Here is a 16,808-nt window from a genome sequence, read left to right as displayed (position 1 = left end):
ATAGAGCCTGCGGCAGCGCTAGAATGACGCTTTGCCGCGCATCGCCATCATGACCTCCGCCACTCACTCCGCAGACACCGTCATCGCCGCCACCCGCCACTGGCTGGAGCGCGCCGTGATCGGGCTCAACCTGTGCCCGTTCGCCAAGAGCGTGTATGTGAAGGAGCAGGTGCGCTACGCGGTCAGCACCGTCACCGAAGCGCCGGACGTGATGGACGACCTGGAGCGCGAACTGCGCCTGCTGGCAGACGCCGACCCCGACCAGATCGACACCACGCTGCTGATCCTGCCGGATGCCGTGGCCGATTTTCTCGACTTCAACGACCTGCTGTATTTTGCCGAGCGCCTGCTCGGCAGCCTCGGGCTGGAAGGCACGCTGCAGATCGCCAGCTTCCATCCGCAGTACCAGTTTGCCGGGACCGAGCCGGACGATATCGAGAACTACACCAACCGCGCCCCGTATCCGATCCTGCACCTGCTGCGCGAGGACTCCATCGCCCGCGCGGCGGCGGCGTTCCCGGATGCGGCGGATATCTACGAGCGCAACCAGGCCACCATGCGCCGCCTGGGCCACGAGGGCTGGCAGCGCTGGATGGCGGGCGAGGACGAGGACGAGCCCGGCAATGGCTGATTACGCAGCCGACACCGGCGCGGTGAAGAAGCGCTCGCGCATCTCTTCCAGCCCCAGTCTTTCCAGCACCTCTTCCAGCCGCTCGGCCGGGCGGCGGCGCGGCAGGTCCTTGTACTGCGCGATGATCAGCTCGTTCTTCATCGAGTGTTCCCAGCCCACCAGCTCGGTCACGCTGACCTGGTAGCCATGCGCCTCCAGCTGCAGGCAGCGCAGCACATTGGTCACCTGGCTGCCGAACTCGCGCGTGTGCAGCGGGTGGCGCCAGATTTCCGTCAGCGGATTACCCGCCAGCAGCTTGCCCTTGTGCTTGCGCAGCACGCTGGCCACCTCGGCCTGGCAGCACGGCACCAGCACGATATGGCGGGCCTGCTTGGCCAGCGCAAAGCGGATCGCGTCGTCGGTCGCGGTATTGCACGCATGCAGCGCGGTGACGACGTCGACGGTGGGCGGCAGCTGCGGCGAGGTGATCGAATCCGCCACCGACAGGTTCAGGAACGACATCCCAGCAAAGCCCAGCCGCGCAGCCAGCGCCTGCGAGGTCTTCACCAGTTCTTCACGGGTTTCGATGCCGAAGATGTGTGAGTCGTCCTGCAGCGCCTTGAAGAACAGGTCGTAGAGGATAAAGCCCAGGTACGACTTGCCGGCGCCGTGGTCCACCAGCGTGACGCGGCCGCGCTCGGTCTTGACCTCCTGCAGCAGCGGTTCGATGAACTGGAACAGGTGGTAGACCTGCTTGAGCTTGCGCCGGCTGTCCTGATTCATCTTGCCGTCGCGCGTCAGGATATGGAGTTCCTTGAGCAGTTCGATGGACTGGCCGGGGCGGATTTCGTGGGTATTTGACATGAGGGGGACTGCGCAGGCTGCGGGACGCGGCGCGTCCCGGAATGCCGACAGTTTACCGAAAAGTCCCGCTTGGTCCCCGAGTGACGCTGGCCTCACCGGTGCGGGGCGCGGTGTGGTTGGCGCTTTCGCATCGCCGGCACGGACTCTCGGCGGGCTCGATCGAGCTTGCGAGCTGCTGTCGGATAAATGGTAAAAGTATTAAAAATGCTGCATTGTTACCGTCACGGGATGCCTGCGTTTCTCCGGGCGTCTGCCGCTCGGCTCCGGCGAAAGCGCGGCAAATGGTCAGAAACCGCCTGCCTTGGCCACCAGCGGCGGCGTGTCGCATCTGGATCAAGGCTGAATTCCGAAATCGGCAATGATCCTGAAACAACATAATTGACACGATTTGTGTCATGAATTCGAAATACGCAAATTTGGCAGACGGGATTGTCGGGATGAGGTGCCGGGCTGGCGGCGCAGGCCCGCGCGGCGGGACGTCCGGCGGCGCGGCGCGCCGCCGGAACAGTGCCCTCTACTGCAGGGAAGCGCATTTCCCGCCAAGAAATGCGAGGACTGAGGAAATGCCGTCGGTGGTGGCGGAGTAAATCATGAACCGCCCTTGCTGACGGCTTTTAACCAACCCCGTCCTGACCAATTCCTTCAAATGGAATGTTACGGAAGAGGGAGTTAAATCGGAAGATGCGGAGATAATACCTGCCGGTATTCCTTCCGGTCCGGAATCGGCGAGCAGTAAAAATATCCTGAGCCGATTTTCCTGTGCTAACGCCCCCAGTATTTCCACTGCATTCTTTATATCCAGTTCTGCCATTTTTTTGCTTCTTTATTTTATGCCGCGGGCAGCTGGCAGGGGCGGTATGACTGCCCCGGTTCGCCTTGAAGTCCAGCAGGCAGGCCGCATGCGGCCTGCCGCCCGTGGCGCGGCTTGTCATCCGTAAATCAACGCTCAACAGCACCCCATTGCTGGCAATGTGCCGGTTCCGAGAATAGTTCGTATAACCTCCGCCCATTGTGAAGGATTACTTTTTGTTACATTCGGGGGAGTCCCTGGTAGGGTTGTTTCAACGCTATTAAAAATATTGAAATTATTCCTCTTCGGCCCCAAGGAACCTTTTGATAGCATGCACGCCGCTGCTGCCGGATAACCGTTCGCATCAGTGTTTTCCTTTACATATGGCTTCCATATGAGGCGCCTTTCATATGGCGCAACCGTTTCTGTGCATTCCCATGGAAGGAGTCGTTATGACATTCGCAAATCTGCGCCGCAAGGCGCGTCAGCAAGGTCAGGGCATGACCGAATACATCATCATCGTGGCACTGATCGCCGTGTCCGCGATCGGCGTCTATGCCATGTTCGGCCAGACCATCCGCAACCAGACCGCGGGCCTCGCCCAGGAAATGGCCGGCAAGAACTCGGCATCCAAGCAGGCCATCAAGCAAGCCGGCAGCGCCGCGGACGATGCCAGCTCCAAGGCCAACCAGGGCAAGGGGCTGAACAACTACAACGTCGGCAACGACACGGGCAAGAACAACTAAGCGGCATCGCCGCCAGTTGCTCGCTGCGCTCCAGCACTCGCGATCCCGGAACATGGGCAAAACAGGTCTTGCGCATCGACGCAGCCGTCCCGGCCAGCGCGGTCAGGCACTCGCCTTCGCGCTGGTGTTCCTCGCCATCGGCGGGCTGGCCCTGTATCTCGCCTTCAACGCGAGCCAGCTGACCAGCGCCAAGACCAAGCTGCAGAACACGGCGGACGCAGCGGCCTATAGCGCCGCGGTGCTGCAGGCGCGCGACTACAACTTTGCCGCCTACGCGAACCGCGCGATGGTGGCCAACCAGGTGGCCGTGGCCCAGGCCGTGAGCCTTAAGTCGTGGATCGACGAGCTGAAGGGCACCTACACGGAAAACACCTGGATCGACACGCTGGTCAAGATCTTCTCCGACGGGCAGTTGCTGTGGACCACGCCCAAGCAACTGGGCAAGGCCGCGATCACGCCGGTGCGATCCGCCCTGAACACGCTGCTGCCGCCGCTGGTGACCGGGCTTGATGACATCATCGCCGCGCTCAGCATGGCGCAGCGCGCCTACCACGCGGGCACCATCGCCGCGGTACCGCTGGTGACCGACGAAGTCGCCAAGCGCAACCAGCCGGATTCGACGGTCAGTTCCGGCTACTTCCTTGGCCCGCGCTATGGCGTTCAGCTGGCCCGCTGGACCAAGTTCACCACCGTGACTGATCCGCAGAATCCCAAGCAGGGTTCGGCCACCGGCAAGGACCGCTTTGCCGACGTCACCACCGACGGCACCACGCTCGACGGCTTTTTGAAGGACCGCGGCTCGCCGCGCTCGCCGACGGCGGTCCCCACTGCCTACAAGGGCTGCAAGGGCGCGGTGGTGGCCATCATGGTGACCGTCGTCACGCATGACGGCGGCACGCATCTGCGCCGCGACAAGAAGGGCTGGGAAGCACTCGATGCCTCGCAGGCCAACGGCACGCTTGCCTGTGTCTGGGCCACGCCGGCCGGCCCGGTCGGGTTTGCGATTCCCACGGTGTCCAGTGTCGGGCGCGGCGGCGCGGCCAATGGCCCGGGCGGGCGCTATTCGGGCCGCTCCGGCTATGGCGGCTACAGCAACTTCGGCGGTTCGCTGCTGAACCCGCTGACGCTGATCGCCGCGCAGATGCAGTACTCGTCGGGCCCGGGCAAGACCCTGCACAACAAGCCCGCGGGGCTGCAGGAGTACGCCGACCTGAGCAACCAGCCCAAGCCTGGCACCGGGCCCGTGGACGATTTCAACCGCGCGCCCTCGATCACGATCGAGGCGCAGCGCCAGGACACTTCAGTCGTCACCAGTTCGCGCGTGCTGCCGGGCGGAGATCGCCTGACGCTGGACGGGCGCATGGCCGGCGGCATGATGCGCGCGCTGGCCAGCGGCAGCGCGTACTTTATCCGCCCGACCGACAGCGGCGGCATGGCGGGTGCGCTGCGCAGCGCGGCGGGGTGGCGGCGCGCCGATTCGCGCATCGAATACCCGAGCCTCTTCAATCCGTACTGGCAGGCATCGCTGACGCAGACCAGCGATCTCGAACGCGTTGCCGCGATCGCGGCACAGGGCAACTGAGGGAGCGGACATGCGCATGCGCAGGCCAGCCAGGCCGAACCGGGCAGCCGGACAGGCAATGATCGAATTCGTGATCGCCGCGATGACGGTGCTCGGCGTGCTGTTTCTCGGCATGGCGATGCTGGGCAAGTTCAGCGACGTGCGCAACAAGGCGCTGATGGCCTCGCGCTATGCCGGCTGGGAGCGCACGGTCTGGACCGTCGACCCGGGCTGGCGCGCGTCGCACGGCAGCTTCGCCAGCAAGGGCGACGAAGAGATCCGCAGCGAATTCGTGCAGCGCGTGCTGGGGCACGACCAGGCCGCGCTGGCGTCGAGCGACCGCACCGCGCGCCGCCTGCCCGGCGGCATGGCGCCGATGTGGAAGGACCATGCCGGCGTCGACATGCTGCGCAACTATGCCGACGTGACCCTGGGCAGCGGCGTCGACGAAACCCCGGCAGCCACGCTCAAGCCGATCACGGCTGCCATGGGTGCGGCCAACGCGGTCAGTGCCGGCTTCGACCTGGCCACGCGCAACCTCTACCGGGCCGAGGTGGGGTTGTCCGTCGCCGGCGACAACGCGGCCCTGCGCGCGCTGTGGCCGGGCTGGACCGGCTTCGGCATGCAGGACCACACCGTGCTGCTGACCAACGCCTGGACGCCCGAGGGGCGCAACGGCACGCTCGCCGTGATCAAGGAAGCGGTGCCCACCAGCAAGGGCGGCGTGATCGACACCGCGCTGACCGTCGGGCTGGCCGCCTTCGGGCCGGAAATCCTGAAACTGGACCTGGGCCGCATCCAGCCCGACGTGGTCCCCGCCGACCGCCTGGGGAGCCGCTGAGATGAAAGCCTGCATGCATGGCGTGCTGATGCGCTGCCTGGCCGCGCTGCTGCCGGCCGCGCTCGCCTGGTCCGCGGCGGCAGCGACCGCGACGGACTGCACGCGGCAGCCGGTTGCGCCTGCCAGGGCGCATGCGGTCGGCACCGACATGGTGGTCAACGGCCTGCCCACGCGGGTGCTGACGATGGAGTTCGCCGGCACCGCCGAAGCGGTCTCGGACGCGTGGCGCCAGTACTGGACGCGCGAAGGCGTGCCGGCGCGCGGGCAGCGGGCCGGCGGCCAGTACGTGCTGAGCGCGATCGACGGGCTTTGCCACTATGTGCTGTCGCTGGAGCCCAGGCCCGCGCCGGGCGGGCATGTGGCGGGCATCTTCTCGGTCAGCAAGCTGGCGCCGGTGGCGTCCGGCACCGGGCTGGGCGACCTGGGCCTGCCGCCCGGCGCCAAGGTCCTGTCGGATGTCCAGAGCACGGACCGCGGCCAGCGCGGGCGCACCCTGGTGGTCCGGCTGCCCGGCAACGCGCAGGCGGCGCGGCAGCGCGCCGCCGAGCGGCTGGCGGCGCAGGGCTGGAGTTCGGTGGTGCAGATGCCCGCGCCCGTGGCCGACGGTTCGGGCCGCATCGAGGGCCTCACGCTGGCCATGCAGCGGCAGCAGGAACGCATGGATGCCACCTTTGTCGACCGCGCCGGCCAGACCGACGCGGTGATCACCGTGGCGCGGCCGGAGTAGCGCGATGGCAATCCGTAGCAGGCGCCAGCGCGGGCAGGCCGCGTTCGAATACATCGTCATCACGCTGCTGGTCGTTGCCGTGCTGGTCGCCGGCGGCGACAACTCGGTCATCAGCATGCTGGCCGCGGCGTTCAGGTCCTTCTTTCAGGCATACAGCTTTTCCCTGTCACTTCCCTGACGCACCGCCAGCGGGCGGCGTCTGGCTACTGCAAGCACATTCATGCTGAAGAAAATCAAGATTCATTCAATCATCGGGAATCCCTGGGTCGTCCTCGTCATCGCCGTGCTGGTCGCCGGCCTGCTGACACTGTGGATCTACCGCTTCCTGAGCGGGCGCGAAGCGGCACTGAAAGAGCAGCTGGCCGCGCAGCTGAACGAGGGCCGCCGCGTGGCTGTCGTGGTGCCGGTGCGCAACGCCGCGCCGGGCACGGTGATCGACGGCAATGGCTTCGCGGCACGGGAGATTCCGGCCGACCTGGTCTACGAAGACATGATCCTGGCGAGCAGCTTCGACAAGGTGGCGAACCTGCGCCTGGTGCGCCAGGTGCGGCAGGGCCAGCCGGTGCGGCGTGCCGACGTTGAAGCGCTGCAGTCGCGCGATTTCTCCGACCTGCTCAAGCCCGGCAAGCGCGCCTTCACCATCGAGGTCGACATGGTCAACTCGACGGCCAAGATGCTCAAGCCTGGCAACCATGTCGACCTGTTCCTGATCAGCTCCACCTCGCCCACTGCGGCAGGCACCGACAAGCAGACCGCGCGGCTGCTGATGTCGGACATGCTGGTGCTGGCCACCGGCCAGGACGTGCGCCCGCGCGACTATGGCGAAGCCATGGCGGCGCAGGCCGCGGAAGGCGCGGAGGGCGTGGACACCAACCCGGATTACGACAGCCTCACGCTGATGGTGTCGCCCGAACAGGCGGCGCGGCTGGCGCTGGCGCAGAAGGTCGGCAGCCTGCGCGCGGTGCTGCGCAATGCGGCCGACAAGACCGCGACCCCGCAGATCGCGGTCAGCGAGCACGCGCTCTTCGCCGGTGGCGACGAAGCGGCCATCGAATACATCGTCGGTGGCCGTTCCGCGGGCGCCAACATGATCTCCAAGCTGCCTACCGCGCAGGACATCGGCAACGCCATTTCTTCGGCGCTGGCCAATGGCGGGTCCATGGGCGGTTCCGCGGGCGGCATCGCCCAGGCCCAGCAGGGCGCCGTTGCCAACGCCGCCAACGCCATGGCGGGCCGGCCGGCCTCGCGTTGAGCGCGGCGGCCGCACGACATCGGATTATCCAGAACACCAACTGACGGAACACGCAATGGATGGGTCTTTCGCGCAGCGCGGCGGCATCGCCGGGCGCCTGCAGGCGGTCACGGTACACGGAGCACCGGACGGGAAAACGGGTAAGGGGGCGCGCCATGCGGTGCGCGGGGGTATGGCAGCACTGGCGGCAGCAGCGTTGGCCTCGGGAGCCTGGGCCGCCGAGCCCGTGACCACCGCGGCCCGCACAGGCGCGCAGCCGCCGTCGTACGAGCTGCCGGCGCGCTTTGGTGCGATCGAGCTGTTCAAGGGCGAGGTGCGCGCGCTCGAGGTGCCGGGCACCATCAAGCGCGTGGCCATCGGCAATGGCGCGCTGGTCAGCAGCACCGTGGTCGACGGCCGCCTGCTGCTGCTGGCCGAGGAGATCGGCACCACCAGCCTGATCGTCTGGAACGAGCGCGGCGTGGCGCTGCAGGGCAAGCTGCGCGTGGCGCCGGCCGATACCGCCGACGTGGCCCAGCGCCTGCGGGCGTCGCTGGGCAGCGTGCGCGGCCTGAAGATCGAGGTGGTCGGTCCCAGCGTGGTGCTGTCGGGCATCGTCGATCCGCAGATGGTGCCGCTGATCAAGACCGCCACCTCGGGCCTGGACAGCGTGGTCAACCTGGTGCGCGCCGACGAGGGCGATGCGCTGAAGAAGACCGTGCACTTCAAGGTGCACATCATGGAGATCACCCGGCGCGGCATGGAGAAGCTTGGCATTGCCTGGCAGCAGAGCTTCAACGGCCCGCAGATCGCGTTCGCGGGCAATCCGGTGCACACCGGGCGCTATCGCACGCTGCCGTCCACCGATGCGGCCACCTTCACCGATACCCCGAGCCAGGTGGCCGGCGCCGCCAGCGGCTTCTATCTCGGCATTGCCACGACCATCTTCTCGCGCATCAACCTGGCCATTTCCGATGGCGATGCCTACGTGCTCGCCGCGCCGGAGCTCAACAGCAAGAGCGGCGGGCTGGCCACCTTCCTGGCCGGCGGCGAAGTGCCGATTCCCAAGGCCGGCGCGTTCGGCACCACCGACGTCGACTACAAGCCGTACGGCATCAAGCTCAACATCCGCCCGGCGGTGAATGTCGACAATGTCATCTCGACCACGCTGGAAACCGAGATCAGCCAGATCGACCCGTCGGTATCGTTCGGCGGCTTCCCGGCCTTCCTGACGCGCCGCACCACCTCCGAGACCTCGATCCGCGCGGGCGAAACGCTGGCGATCTCGGGGCTGGTCAATGCCGACGCATCCAAGGCCGTCGACAAGGTGCCGCTGCTGGGCAGCATCCCTATCCTCGGGCGATTGTTCCGTTCCGACGAATTCCGCAACAACAAGAGCGACCTGGTGATCTTTGTCACCCCGGTCGTCTATGACCCGGCCAGCCCGGAGAACGCCGCGCTGCTGCAGCGTGGCGCGGATGTCGATGCCAACTACCGCCACCGCTTCGGCGAGCCAAGCCCGCTGCCCGCTGCGAATGCCGTGCGTGAGCAGGAAGTGATGGAGCAGAAGCGGCCGCCGCTGCCCCCGCCCGGCGTCGATCCGATGAACGGAGGCTGATCCGGCCATGCTCAATATCCGCCTGCAGCAGCGCAATGGCAGCGCCGAGGTGATCCATGTGAAGGGGCCGGGCTGTACCATCGGCAAGGATCCCGGCTGCGACATCGTCCTCAAGGGCCTGCTGATCGGCAAGGTCCACGCCCGCATCGAAGGACACAACGGCGGCTGGTATATCGAGGATCAGGGCGGCATTGCCTCGACGCTGATCAATGGCGACCCGGTCACGCGCTATGGCCCGCTGGCGGCGGCCGACCAGATCGAGATCGGCGGCTTCGTGCTGTCCGTCGTGGCCGAGCCGGGGCGAGCGGGAGCGGGCGTGGCGGCGCAGCCATCGCCGCAGCAGCACCACGCCCAACCACCACAGGATGCCGCGGCGCCTCAACCGGTGGTGCCGGTGCCCATGCCTGTGCCGCCTCCGTCGCCGCCGCGGGAGGCGGTGACCCTGTCGCCATCTCCCCAGGCAAGCGTGCCGGTGCCGCGCGAAGCGGTGCCCGCACCCAGGCCGCCGGCACCTGCGCCGAAGCCAGCGCCGGTGGCCGCCAAACCTGCGCCGGTGGCGCCGCTCGACGAGGCCTTGCGCGCACCCATCAACTCGCCGCGCGGCGTGGAACTGCGCAAGCAGGCGCACCAGCGCCTGATCGCTGCGCTCGACCTGCGCCGCGTCAACGTCGCGCGCATGGCCGAGGACGAGCTATGCGAACTGGTCGGCTCGCTGCTCGACGACATCCTCAAGGAGAGCGTGTTCCGCAGCCAGGAGATCCCGCTGGACGCGCTCAAGCAGAGCGTCTTTGACGAAGTGATCGGGCTGGGTCCGCTCGAAGAGCTGCTGGACGATGACGCGGTCTCGGAAATCATGGTCAACTGCCATGACGAGATCTTTGTCGAGCGCGCCGGCAGGCTGACGCGTTCGCCGGTGATCTTTACCGACGACCGCGCCGTGTTGGGCGCCATCGAGCGCATCGTCGCGCCGCTGGGACGGCGCATCGATGAAAGCTCGCCGATGGTCGATGCGCGCCTGCCCGATGGCTCGCGCGTGAACGCGGTGATCCCGCCGCTCGCCCTCAAGGGGCCGAACATCACCATCCGGAAGTTCTCGCGCAAGAAGCTCAGGGGCGAAGACCTGGTCGGCTTCGGCTCGCTGTCGCCCGAGATGCTGGAGTTCCTGCGCACCGCCGTGGAGCGGCGCGCCAATATCGTGATCTCCGGCGGCACGGGCTCAGGCAAGACCACGCTGCTGAACGTGCTGTCCAGCTTCATCCCGGATGACGAACGCATCGTCACGGTCGAGGATGCGGCCGAGCTGCAGCTGTCGCAGCCCAACCTGGTGTCGCTGGAGGCGCGGCCGCCCAATATGGAAGGCAAGGGCGCGGTGACGATCCGCGACCTGGTCAAGAACTGCCTGCGCATGCGCCCGGACCGCATCGTCGTCGGCGAATGCCGGGGCGGGGAAGCGCTGGACATGCTGCAGGCCATGAATACCGGCCATGACGGCTCGCTGACCACGGCCCACGCCAACTCGCCGCGGGACTGCCTGTCGCGTCTTGAGGTGATGACGCTGATGGCGGGGCTGGACCTGCCGGTGCAGGCCATTCGCGAACAGGTCTGCTCGGCGGTCGACGTGATCGTGCAGCAGACGCGCTTCTCCTGCGGTTCGCGGCGCGTGACGCATATCACCGAGGTCAGCGGCATGGAAACGGGCGTGGTGCAGCTGCAGGACGTGTTCATGTTCCGCGAGGAAGGCTACGGTGCCGACGGCAAGGTCAAGGGGCGCTATGTCGCGACCTCGTATATCCCGGATTTCTACCAGGACCTGATCCGGCGCGGCATCCAGGTCAATACGGGCATCTTCACCGCCCGCGACGAGTAAGGAGGCAATATGAACCTTGCCCTGGTGCTGTGCGGCGCCTTCCTGATGACCGTGCTGATTGCGTGGGCAGTGCTGTCGCAGGGCAAGCGCTGGTTCGTGCGGCATACGCAGACGCTGGCGACCGAGGTCGAGGCCTCGCTGGCCGATCTCTTTATCTTCATCAATATGCGGCAGGTGGCCGGCATCTCGGTGGTGGCGGTGTTCGCGCTGCCGCTGCTGACCTGGCTGGTATCGCAGAACGTGTTCTTCGCGATGCTCAGCATTCCGGTGAGCCTGCTGCTGCCGCGCGCGCTGGTGAAGAAGATGCAGCGCAAGCGCCTGATGGCCATCGAAGACCAGATGCCCGACGCGCTGCTGATGATGTCGAGCGCGCTGCGCGCCGGCGCCAGCTTCCCGATGGCGCTGGAAAGCGTGGTGGCCGAGTCGCGCCCGCCGATCTCGCAGGAGTTCGACCTGCTGATGCGCGAAGTCCGGCTTGGCGTGGACCTGATGGACGCGCTGCGCAATATGGAAAAACGCATTCCAGTGCCCGACTTCCTGATGGTGACCGCGGCCATCACGATCTCGCGCGAGGTGGGCGGCAACCTGGCCGAGACGCTGGAGTCGGTGGCGCGCACGCTGCGCGAGAAGCATCAGATGGAAGGCAAGATCCGCGCGCTGACCGCGCAGGGCAAGATGCAGGGCCTGGTGATGACGGGCTTGCCGCTGTTCCTGATCGTGGTGCTGAACCAAATGGAGCCGGTGGCGATGGCACCGCTGTTCAATTCGCCGATCGGCTGGGGCACGCTGTCCGTGATCGCGGTGATGGAGCTGCTTGGCTACAAGGCGATCAGCAAGATCACCCATATCGATGTCTGACCGGGGCCGACCATGATGCTTGTTGTTGCCTTCGCCCTTGCCGCCGGCCTGGTCGGCGTGCTCGCCGCCACCACCATGGCCATGCGCCGCCTCACCGTGGCCGTTCCCGACGAGGCGCGCGACTACCTCGACCCGTTGCCGCCGTCGCTGCGCGCGGTCTGGCCGGTGGTGCGCTTCTTCGACCACCATCTCGTCTGGATCACGCCGAAGTCGCTGCGCGCCGCGGTGGACGAGCAACTGCGCCTGACGGGCATGTCGTTCCTGATGACGGCGCGCCAGTTCCTGTCGCTGTCGATCGTTTCGGCGCTGGCGTTCTGCCTGCTGGCGGGCATAGCCATGCTGGGGCTGGGCGTGTTCTCGCCGCTGCTGCTGCTTGCCGCCAGCGCGCTGGGCTTCTTCTATCCGCGCATCTGGCTACGCGACGTGCGCAAGCGCAACCTGCTGCAGGTCACGCGCCACCTGCCGGTGTTTCTGGATTTCCTGACACTGAGCGTAGAGGCCGGCCTGAACATCAACGGCGCCCTGCTGCAGGCGGTGGAGAAGGGGCCTGAGGGCCCGCTGCGGCGCGAGTTCGAGCACGTGCTGCGCGACCTGAAGTCGGGCCTGAGCCGCGCCGATGCGCTGCGCCGCATGGATGACCGCCTGCGCGTGAAGGAGGTCACCAATTTCGTCGGTGCCGTGATCCAGGCGGAGCGCATGGGCTCGGGGCTGGCCGCCACGCTGCGCTTCCAGTCGGAGCAGCGGCGCACCGAGCGCTTCCAGCGCGCGGAGAAGCAGGCCATGGAAGCGCCGGTCAAGCTGATCTTTCCGCTGGTGGTGTTTATCTTCCCGGTCACCTTTATCGTGCTTGGCTTCCCGATCGTGATGAAGTTTATGCAGGAAGGGCTGCTGTGAGGCAGGCGCGCCTCTACCTGCGGGCCGGCCACAGCACGCTCGACACCGGCGTGCGCGTGTCGGTGGCGGCCACTGCGCGCGAACGCATGACGGGGCTGCTCAGCCGCGATTCGATGGCACCGGACGAAGCCTTGCTGCTGTCCCCCTGCGGCGCAGTCCACACCTTTGGCATGCGCATGGCGATCGACGTGGTGTTTCTCGACAAGCGGCAGCGCGTGCTGGCGGTGCACCCGTGCGTGGGACGCCTGCGCGTGCGTGCCCACTGGCGCGCGCGCCAGACGCTTGAGCTCGGCGCGGGGCGCGCGGCGGCATTGGGGATTGCGCCGGGCCAGAACCTGGAACTGCGGGAGGAGGGGCCATGACGCACCAGCAAAAGCACGCGGCGCGGCGCGGGGCACGGGGACAGTCCGCGGTGGAATTCCTGATCATCGCGCCGGCGCTGCTGCTGCTGTGCCTGGGCGTGATCCAGTTCGGGCTGCTGTACCAGGCCAAGGCCACGCTAGACCACGCCGCCTTGCAGGCCGCGCGCGAAGGCGCCGTCGACCACGGCCGGCTGGCCAGCATGCGCAAGGGGCTGGCGCTGGGGCTGACGCCGCTGTTCGTGCGCTCCGCCGACCGTACCGCGCATGCCACCGGCTATGCCAAGGCCCAGTTCGAGGCCCGCACCCAGGCCAGGATCGACGTGCTGAACCCGACGCCGGCGGCGCTGCAGGATTTCGGGCGAAGCGGCTACTACGCCGGCAAGACCACGCGGGAGATCCCCAACGACAGCCTGATGTACCGCGCCACCAGCGCGGGGCCGTCCTCTGGCGTCAATATCCAGGACGCCAACCTGCTGAAGATCCGGGTCACGTACTGCTACGAAATGTTCGTGCCGTTTGCCGACCGCACCATCTACTCGCTGGTCAACGGCATCCGGAATTTTGTTGCGACCGGTTCGTACCGCGGCATGGAGGTCCCGACCACGCCCAATTTCTGCACCGGACGGGCCACGCTGGCGTCGGAATGGCGCATCCCGCTCGAGTCCGAGGCGATCGTGCGGATGCAATCGCCGTATCGCGGCAACTGACGCATCCGCAGTCGCCGTTTTTGTAAGTATTTGTGAAAATTTGCCGGGATAAGCCCGAAGACACCGATGCCAGAATCGACAAGGTCGACAAAATTGCCGAAGCGGGGTTGTTTGGCGTTGCTGTTGTTGTGTAACCTCGGGTTCGTGCCGCAACCGGCGCTGGCGGCGATGGAGGTTTCTCGCTCCGAAGGCGTGCAGATCATCACCACGCGGCGTGCGCCGCCGGCGGTGAGCGGCGCCGTGCCGGCGTCGGCAGCGCGGGCTCCGGCGGCTTCCGCGCCCCAGGCAGCGGCACCGTCCGCACGCGGCAACGCGCCCGACCTGGCGCAGGCCGCCGTCGCGGGGGCCGCGCAGGCGGCGATTCCGAGCGTGGCGGCCAGCGATGAGCGCGAGCTGGTCAAGCGTGCGCTGGCCGAAGAGCAGCGCGGCATGAACGAGGCGATCGCGAACTACGCGCGCGCCAGCAAGGCCGGAGCCAGCCCGGAAACACTGGCGCCGCTGGAGCGCGAAGTCCGCGTGCGGCTGCAGAAGATCGACATGCTGATGCGCGCCCCGCATTGAGGCGCGTACCGGACAGGCCGGCATCACAAAAAGAAGAAGGGGAAGTACCTTGAAGGGAATGACGTTTGGACTGACGACCCGCAAGGCCGCCATTGGCCTGGGCGTCGTGGCCCTGCTGGCCTTGGCGGGCTGCAAGAAGAAGCCTGCTGACAGCGCCGCTGCGCAAGGCGATGCGCAGCCCGCGCCTGCAGCGGTATCGGCGCAGCCCGTGGCATCGGCGCCGGCAATGCCCGCGCAAACCAACGTTGCCGGGCTGTGGTCGGGCGCGTTCGTGGTCAACCGCGACAAGGAAGACCGCTCGTGGTATCCGCTGCTCAATGAGATTCCGGACCATGCCGGCTTTATGCGCAACGGCAGCCGGCAGGAGCTGGTGATTGCGCTGGCGCAGGCCTCGTCCGTCGACGTGCTGCGCTTCCGCGGCCTGTCCGATGCCGGGGCGCGCAGCAATGCGCGCCATGCCCGCGTCGAAGCCTCGGCCGGCGGCACGCAAGGCCCCTGGACCGTGATCTACGATGCGGACCTGCCGGGGCAGGACGGCTACGATACCCGCGTGCCGCTGGCCCAGCCCGTCAAGGCCGGGGCCCTGCGCCTGACGCTTACCGGCAACCGCTGGCCGGGCGACCAGGACGAGGGCCAGATCGGCCTGCAGCAGTTCATGGCCTACGGCAAGCCCGAGGCCGCGGCCGACAAGGTGCGCCAGGTGGGCGGCATCTACCAGTTTCCGGTGGAATTCGGTTCGTCCGGCTACGTGCTGCTGCACCAGGACGGCGCCGCGGTGGAAGGCTGTTACGTGGAAGGCGACTACAGCAACAAGCAGATGAAGATCACGCAGGTGCTGGGAACGATTTCCGGCGGGCTGGAAAACGGCGCCCTGCTGGCCTTCCGGCGCACCACCGAGGGCGCGCCTGAGAAGGGCGCCATGGCCTTCAGCCCCGACGGCAGCCATGCCTACGCGGCGCTGGTGAAGGGCGATGCCCGCACCTTCGACAGCGTGCGCGAGGCCGGCGGCTGGCGCCTGGCGGACAAGGCGCCGCCGTGCTTCCCGAAGGCCGAGGCCGCCCCCGATCCCATCGGCCAGGCGCTGGAAGGCGCGGGCCGCGTGCAGCTCTACGGCGTCAACTTCGAAACCGATTCCGACGTGCTGAGCGCGGCGGCCCGGCCGCTGCTGGACCGTGCCGCCAAGGCGGTGCTGGCGCACCCCGACTGGCGCCTGCGCGTCGAGGGGCATACCGACAGCACCGGCGGCGACGCGCGCAACCAGCCGCTGTCCGAGCGCCGCGCCGCCGCCGTCAGGCGCTATCTGGAAAGCGCCGGCGTGCCCGCCGACCGGCTCGATGCCAAGGGCTATGGCGCCACCCATCCGCTGATGCCCAACGACACGCCGTTCGGCCGCGCGCAGAACCGCCGCGTGGAGCTGGCCAAGCAGTGATGCCTGCGCTCGTGGCCGCGCCGGCGCGCGGTGTGGTGGCGGCAATGCTGGTGGCGGGCGCGGTGCCGGCCGGCGCCGAGATCGTGATGCATGCCGACCGCGGCAGCGGCGTGACCTTCCTCACGTCGCGCAGCGCCGCGCCGGCACGGCTGGCGTCCACCGCGGCGCCCGCGGCATTGCCAGCGCGGGCGTTTATCGGGCTGCCAACGCTGGCGGCGGCAAAGGCCGCGGTCGTCAGCGCCAAGTCCCCACCCTCTGAGCTGGTTGCCCTCGCGCACCGCGCGGCGCAGGCCGCGGCGGTGGACCCGCATCTGCTGATGGCCATGGTGGAGGTGGAGTCGGGCTGGAACCCGCAAGCCACCTCCGACAAGGGCGCCATCGGCCTGACGCAGCTGATGCCGGCCACGGCTCGCATGCTGGGCGTGACAGATGCCTATGACCCGGCCCAGAACCTGCAGGCCGGTGCGTCCTACCTGGGCGGCCTGCTGTCGCGCTTCAACGGCGACACCAGCCTGGCCCTGGCCGCCTACAACGCGGGCGAAGGCGCGGTGCTGCGCCACGGGTCGCGCATCCCTCCGTTTGCCGAGACCCAGGCCTACGTGCCGCAGGTGCTGGGCCGCTATGCGCGCTTGCGCGGCGGCCAGGACGGCAGCGCCGCGGCGCCCTTGCGCCAGCCGGCGTCGCCGGCGCAGCACGGCGGCCTTGCCATTGTCTCGTATCAGAACCCCCCGCCTCCGCGGTGAAGAAAAAGGAGAAGTCATGATGTCGTACTGGATTCCGCGTGCCTGCCTGCCGGTCATGCTGGCGCTGGCCGTTGCCGGCTGTGGCAAGGAAGAAGGGCGTTCCGTAGCGGCCAGCGATGCCTTGCCGAAGGCCTGCCAGGAAGCCGAGGCCGCGCAGCGCGCCTGCACCGAGAACATGGCGGCCAAGCTCGACAAGTCGGGGCAGGCCGCGGCCGCCCAGACCCTGCGCGACGGGCTGCCCGGCGAGCTGGAATCGATCCGCACGCGCTGGGCCGGCGTCTCCGACAAGGATGGCCTGGCGCAGTCCTGTGCGACGGTGCGCGACAGCTTCCGCGACATGCCGCAATGCAAGGACTGACTGCCGGTGCTTTGCTGAACTGACCAATGGAGAGGCGACAG

Annotated in this window: 19 protein-coding genes; 17 read left to right on the top strand and 2 right to left on the bottom strand. The window is 67.5% G+C overall.

Features of this window, described 5'->3' with window-relative positions; all coding sequences use genetic code 11:
- Window positions 1–49: 49 nt before the first annotated feature.
- Window positions 50–631 (top strand): DUF1415 domain-containing protein, encoded by a 582-nt coding sequence (locus C265_RS15285; RefSeq protein WP_037024394.1) that lies wholly within the window; start codon window positions 50–52, stop codon window positions 629–631.
- On the opposite strand, the gene C265_RS15280 is transcribed toward C265_RS15285, so the two are convergent.
- The gene (locus C265_RS15280) at window positions 632–1,474 is read right to left on the bottom strand and encodes an SAM-dependent methyltransferase (protein ID WP_010809206.1); all 843 of its coding nucleotides are present in this window, start codon (window positions 1,472–1,474) and stop codon (window positions 632–634) included.
- 514 nt (window positions 1,475–1,988) lie between these two features.
- The gene (locus tag C265_RS31425) at window positions 1,989–2,285 is read right to left on the bottom strand and encodes a helix-turn-helix transcriptional regulator (protein WP_010809205.1); all 297 of its coding nucleotides are present in this window, start codon (window positions 2,283–2,285) and stop codon (window positions 1,989–1,991) included.
- A 431-nt stretch (window positions 2,286–2,716) separates the two neighbouring features.
- Here C265_RS31425 and C265_RS15275 point away from each other — a divergent pair, with 431 nt between their 5' ends.
- From C265_RS15275 to C265_RS15205, 16 genes are all read left to right on the top strand, one after another.
- On the top strand, window positions 2,717–3,010 hold the full coding sequence (locus C265_RS15275) for a Flp family type IVb pilin (protein ID WP_010809204.1): 294 nt from the start codon (window positions 2,717–2,719) through the stop codon (window positions 3,008–3,010).
- A 52-nt stretch (window positions 3,011–3,062) separates the two neighbouring features.
- On the top strand, window positions 3,063–4,592 hold the full coding sequence (locus C265_RS15270; RefSeq protein ID WP_010809203.1) for a pilus assembly protein TadG-related protein: 1,530 nt from the start codon (window positions 3,063–3,065) through the stop codon (window positions 4,590–4,592).
- 58 nt (window positions 4,593–4,650) lie between these two features.
- On the top strand, window positions 4,651–5,412 hold the full coding sequence (locus C265_RS15265) for a hypothetical protein (RefSeq protein WP_010809202.1): 762 nt from the start codon (window positions 4,651–4,653) through the stop codon (window positions 5,410–5,412).
- Between the two features lies 1 nt (window position 5,413).
- Window positions 5,414–6,139 (top strand): hypothetical protein, encoded by a 726-nt coding sequence (locus C265_RS15260; protein WP_011614822.1) that lies wholly within the window; start codon window positions 5,414–5,416, stop codon window positions 6,137–6,139.
- A 4-nt stretch (window positions 6,140–6,143) separates the two neighbouring features.
- Window positions 6,144–6,317: a hypothetical protein gene (locus C265_RS32530; RefSeq protein WP_010809200.1), complete on the top strand. Its 174-nt coding sequence runs from the start codon at window positions 6,144–6,146 to the stop codon at window positions 6,315–6,317.
- A 42-nt stretch (window positions 6,318–6,359) separates the two neighbouring features.
- Window positions 6,360–7,391, top strand: coding sequence for a Flp pilus assembly protein CpaB (gene cpaB / locus C265_RS15255; RefSeq protein ID WP_010809199.1), 1,032 nt, complete (start codon window positions 6,360–6,362; stop codon window positions 7,389–7,391).
- 55 nt (window positions 7,392–7,446) lie between these two features.
- Window positions 7,447–8,988 (top strand): type II and III secretion system protein family protein, encoded by a 1,542-nt coding sequence (locus C265_RS15250; RefSeq protein ID WP_010809198.1) that lies wholly within the window; start codon window positions 7,447–7,449, stop codon window positions 8,986–8,988.
- 7 nt (window positions 8,989–8,995) lie between these two features.
- Window positions 8,996–10,855: an ATPase, T2SS/T4P/T4SS family gene (locus tag C265_RS15245; protein WP_010809197.1), complete on the top strand. Its 1,860-nt coding sequence runs from the start codon at window positions 8,996–8,998 to the stop codon at window positions 10,853–10,855.
- 9 nt (window positions 10,856–10,864) lie between these two features.
- Window positions 10,865–11,713: a type II secretion system F family protein gene (locus tag C265_RS15240; protein ID WP_010809196.1), complete on the top strand. Its 849-nt coding sequence runs from the start codon at window positions 10,865–10,867 to the stop codon at window positions 11,711–11,713.
- Window positions 11,714–11,725: 12 nt separating this feature from the next.
- The gene (locus C265_RS15235; RefSeq protein ID WP_010809195.1) at window positions 11,726–12,607 is read left to right on the top strand and encodes a type II secretion system F family protein; all 882 of its coding nucleotides are present in this window, start codon (window positions 11,726–11,728) and stop codon (window positions 12,605–12,607) included.
- Window positions 12,604–12,969, top strand: a complete 366-nt coding sequence (locus tag C265_RS15230) for a DUF192 domain-containing protein (protein ID WP_010809194.1) — start codon at window positions 12,604–12,606, stop codon at window positions 12,967–12,969. The genes C265_RS15235 and C265_RS15230 overlap by 4 nt, the downstream gene beginning before the upstream one ends.
- On the top strand, window positions 12,966–13,676 hold the full coding sequence (locus tag C265_RS15225; RefSeq protein ID WP_010809193.1) for a TadE family protein: 711 nt from the start codon (window positions 12,966–12,968) through the stop codon (window positions 13,674–13,676). Before C265_RS15230 ends, C265_RS15225 begins: the two co-directional genes overlap by 4 nt.
- A 168-nt stretch (window positions 13,677–13,844) precedes the next feature.
- Complete coding sequence (locus C265_RS15220) at window positions 13,845–14,237, top strand: hypothetical protein (protein ID WP_010809192.1); 393 nt, start codon at window positions 13,845–13,847, stop codon at window positions 14,235–14,237.
- A 58-nt stretch (window positions 14,238–14,295) separates the two neighbouring features.
- A complete protein-coding gene (locus tag C265_RS15215) occupies window positions 14,296–15,666 on the top strand; it encodes an OmpA family protein (protein WP_010809191.1) in 1,371 nt (456 codons plus the stop codon).
- Window positions 15,666–16,409 carry a lytic transglycosylase domain-containing protein gene (locus tag C265_RS31000; RefSeq protein WP_010809190.1) on the top strand — a complete coding sequence of 248 codons (744 nt, stop codon included), beginning with the start codon at window positions 15,666–15,668 and terminating at the stop codon, window positions 16,407–16,409. Before C265_RS15215 ends, C265_RS31000 begins: the two co-directional genes overlap by 1 nt.
- Before the next feature lie 16 nt (window positions 16,410–16,425).
- Window positions 16,426–16,767, top strand: coding sequence for a hypothetical protein (locus tag C265_RS15205; RefSeq protein ID WP_010809189.1), 342 nt, complete (start codon window positions 16,426–16,428; stop codon window positions 16,765–16,767).
- Window positions 16,768–16,808 lie beyond the last annotated feature (41 nt).

Origin of the sequence: Cupriavidus sp. GA3-3 (assembly GCF_000389805.1) — a bacterium.
GTDB classification, from domain to species: Bacteria; Pseudomonadota; Gammaproteobacteria; order Burkholderiales; family Burkholderiaceae; genus Cupriavidus; species Cupriavidus necator_D.
Note: the sequence above shows the minus strand (reverse complement) of the source record. Positions and strands in the feature narration are given on the sequence as shown.

Coding starts and splice junctions, on each gene's coding strand:
- C265_RS15285 (WP_037024394.1), top strand. CDS start 50: ATGACCTCCGCCACTCACTCCGCAGACACCGTCATCGCCGCCACCCGC.
- C265_RS15280 (WP_010809206.1), bottom strand. CDS start 1,474: ATGTCAAATACCCACGAAATCCGCCCCGGCCAGTCCATCGAACTGCTC.
- C265_RS31425 (WP_010809205.1), bottom strand. CDS start 2,285: ATGGCAGAACTGGATATAAAGAATGCAGTGGAAATACTGGGGGCGTTA.
- C265_RS15275 (WP_010809204.1), top strand. CDS start 2,717: ATGACATTCGCAAATCTGCGCCGCAAGGCGCGTCAGCAAGGTCAGGGC.
- C265_RS15270 (WP_010809203.1), top strand. CDS start 3,063: ATGGGCAAAACAGGTCTTGCGCATCGACGCAGCCGTCCCGGCCAGCGC.
- C265_RS15265 (WP_010809202.1), top strand. CDS start 4,651: ATGATCGAATTCGTGATCGCCGCGATGACGGTGCTCGGCGTGCTGTTT.
- C265_RS15260 (WP_011614822.1), top strand. CDS start 5,414: ATGAAAGCCTGCATGCATGGCGTGCTGATGCGCTGCCTGGCCGCGCTG.
- C265_RS32530 (WP_010809200.1), top strand. CDS start 6,144: ATGGCAATCCGTAGCAGGCGCCAGCGCGGGCAGGCCGCGTTCGAATAC.
- cpaB (WP_010809199.1), top strand. CDS start 6,360: ATGCTGAAGAAAATCAAGATTCATTCAATCATCGGGAATCCCTGGGTC.
- C265_RS15250 (WP_010809198.1), top strand. CDS start 7,447: ATGGATGGGTCTTTCGCGCAGCGCGGCGGCATCGCCGGGCGCCTGCAG.
- C265_RS15245 (WP_010809197.1), top strand. CDS start 8,996: ATGCTCAATATCCGCCTGCAGCAGCGCAATGGCAGCGCCGAGGTGATC.
- C265_RS15240 (WP_010809196.1), top strand. CDS start 10,865: ATGAACCTTGCCCTGGTGCTGTGCGGCGCCTTCCTGATGACCGTGCTG.
- C265_RS15235 (WP_010809195.1), top strand. CDS start 11,726: ATGATGCTTGTTGTTGCCTTCGCCCTTGCCGCCGGCCTGGTCGGCGTG.
- C265_RS15225 (WP_010809193.1), top strand. CDS start 12,966: ATGACGCACCAGCAAAAGCACGCGGCGCGGCGCGGGGCACGGGGACAG.
- C265_RS15220 (WP_010809192.1), top strand. CDS start 13,845: ATGGAGGTTTCTCGCTCCGAAGGCGTGCAGATCATCACCACGCGGCGT.
- C265_RS15215 (WP_010809191.1), top strand. CDS start 14,296: ATGACGTTTGGACTGACGACCCGCAAGGCCGCCATTGGCCTGGGCGTC.
- C265_RS31000 (WP_010809190.1), top strand. CDS start 15,666: ATGCCTGCGCTCGTGGCCGCGCCGGCGCGCGGTGTGGTGGCGGCAATG.
- C265_RS15205 (WP_010809189.1), top strand. CDS start 16,426: ATGATGTCGTACTGGATTCCGCGTGCCTGCCTGCCGGTCATGCTGGCG.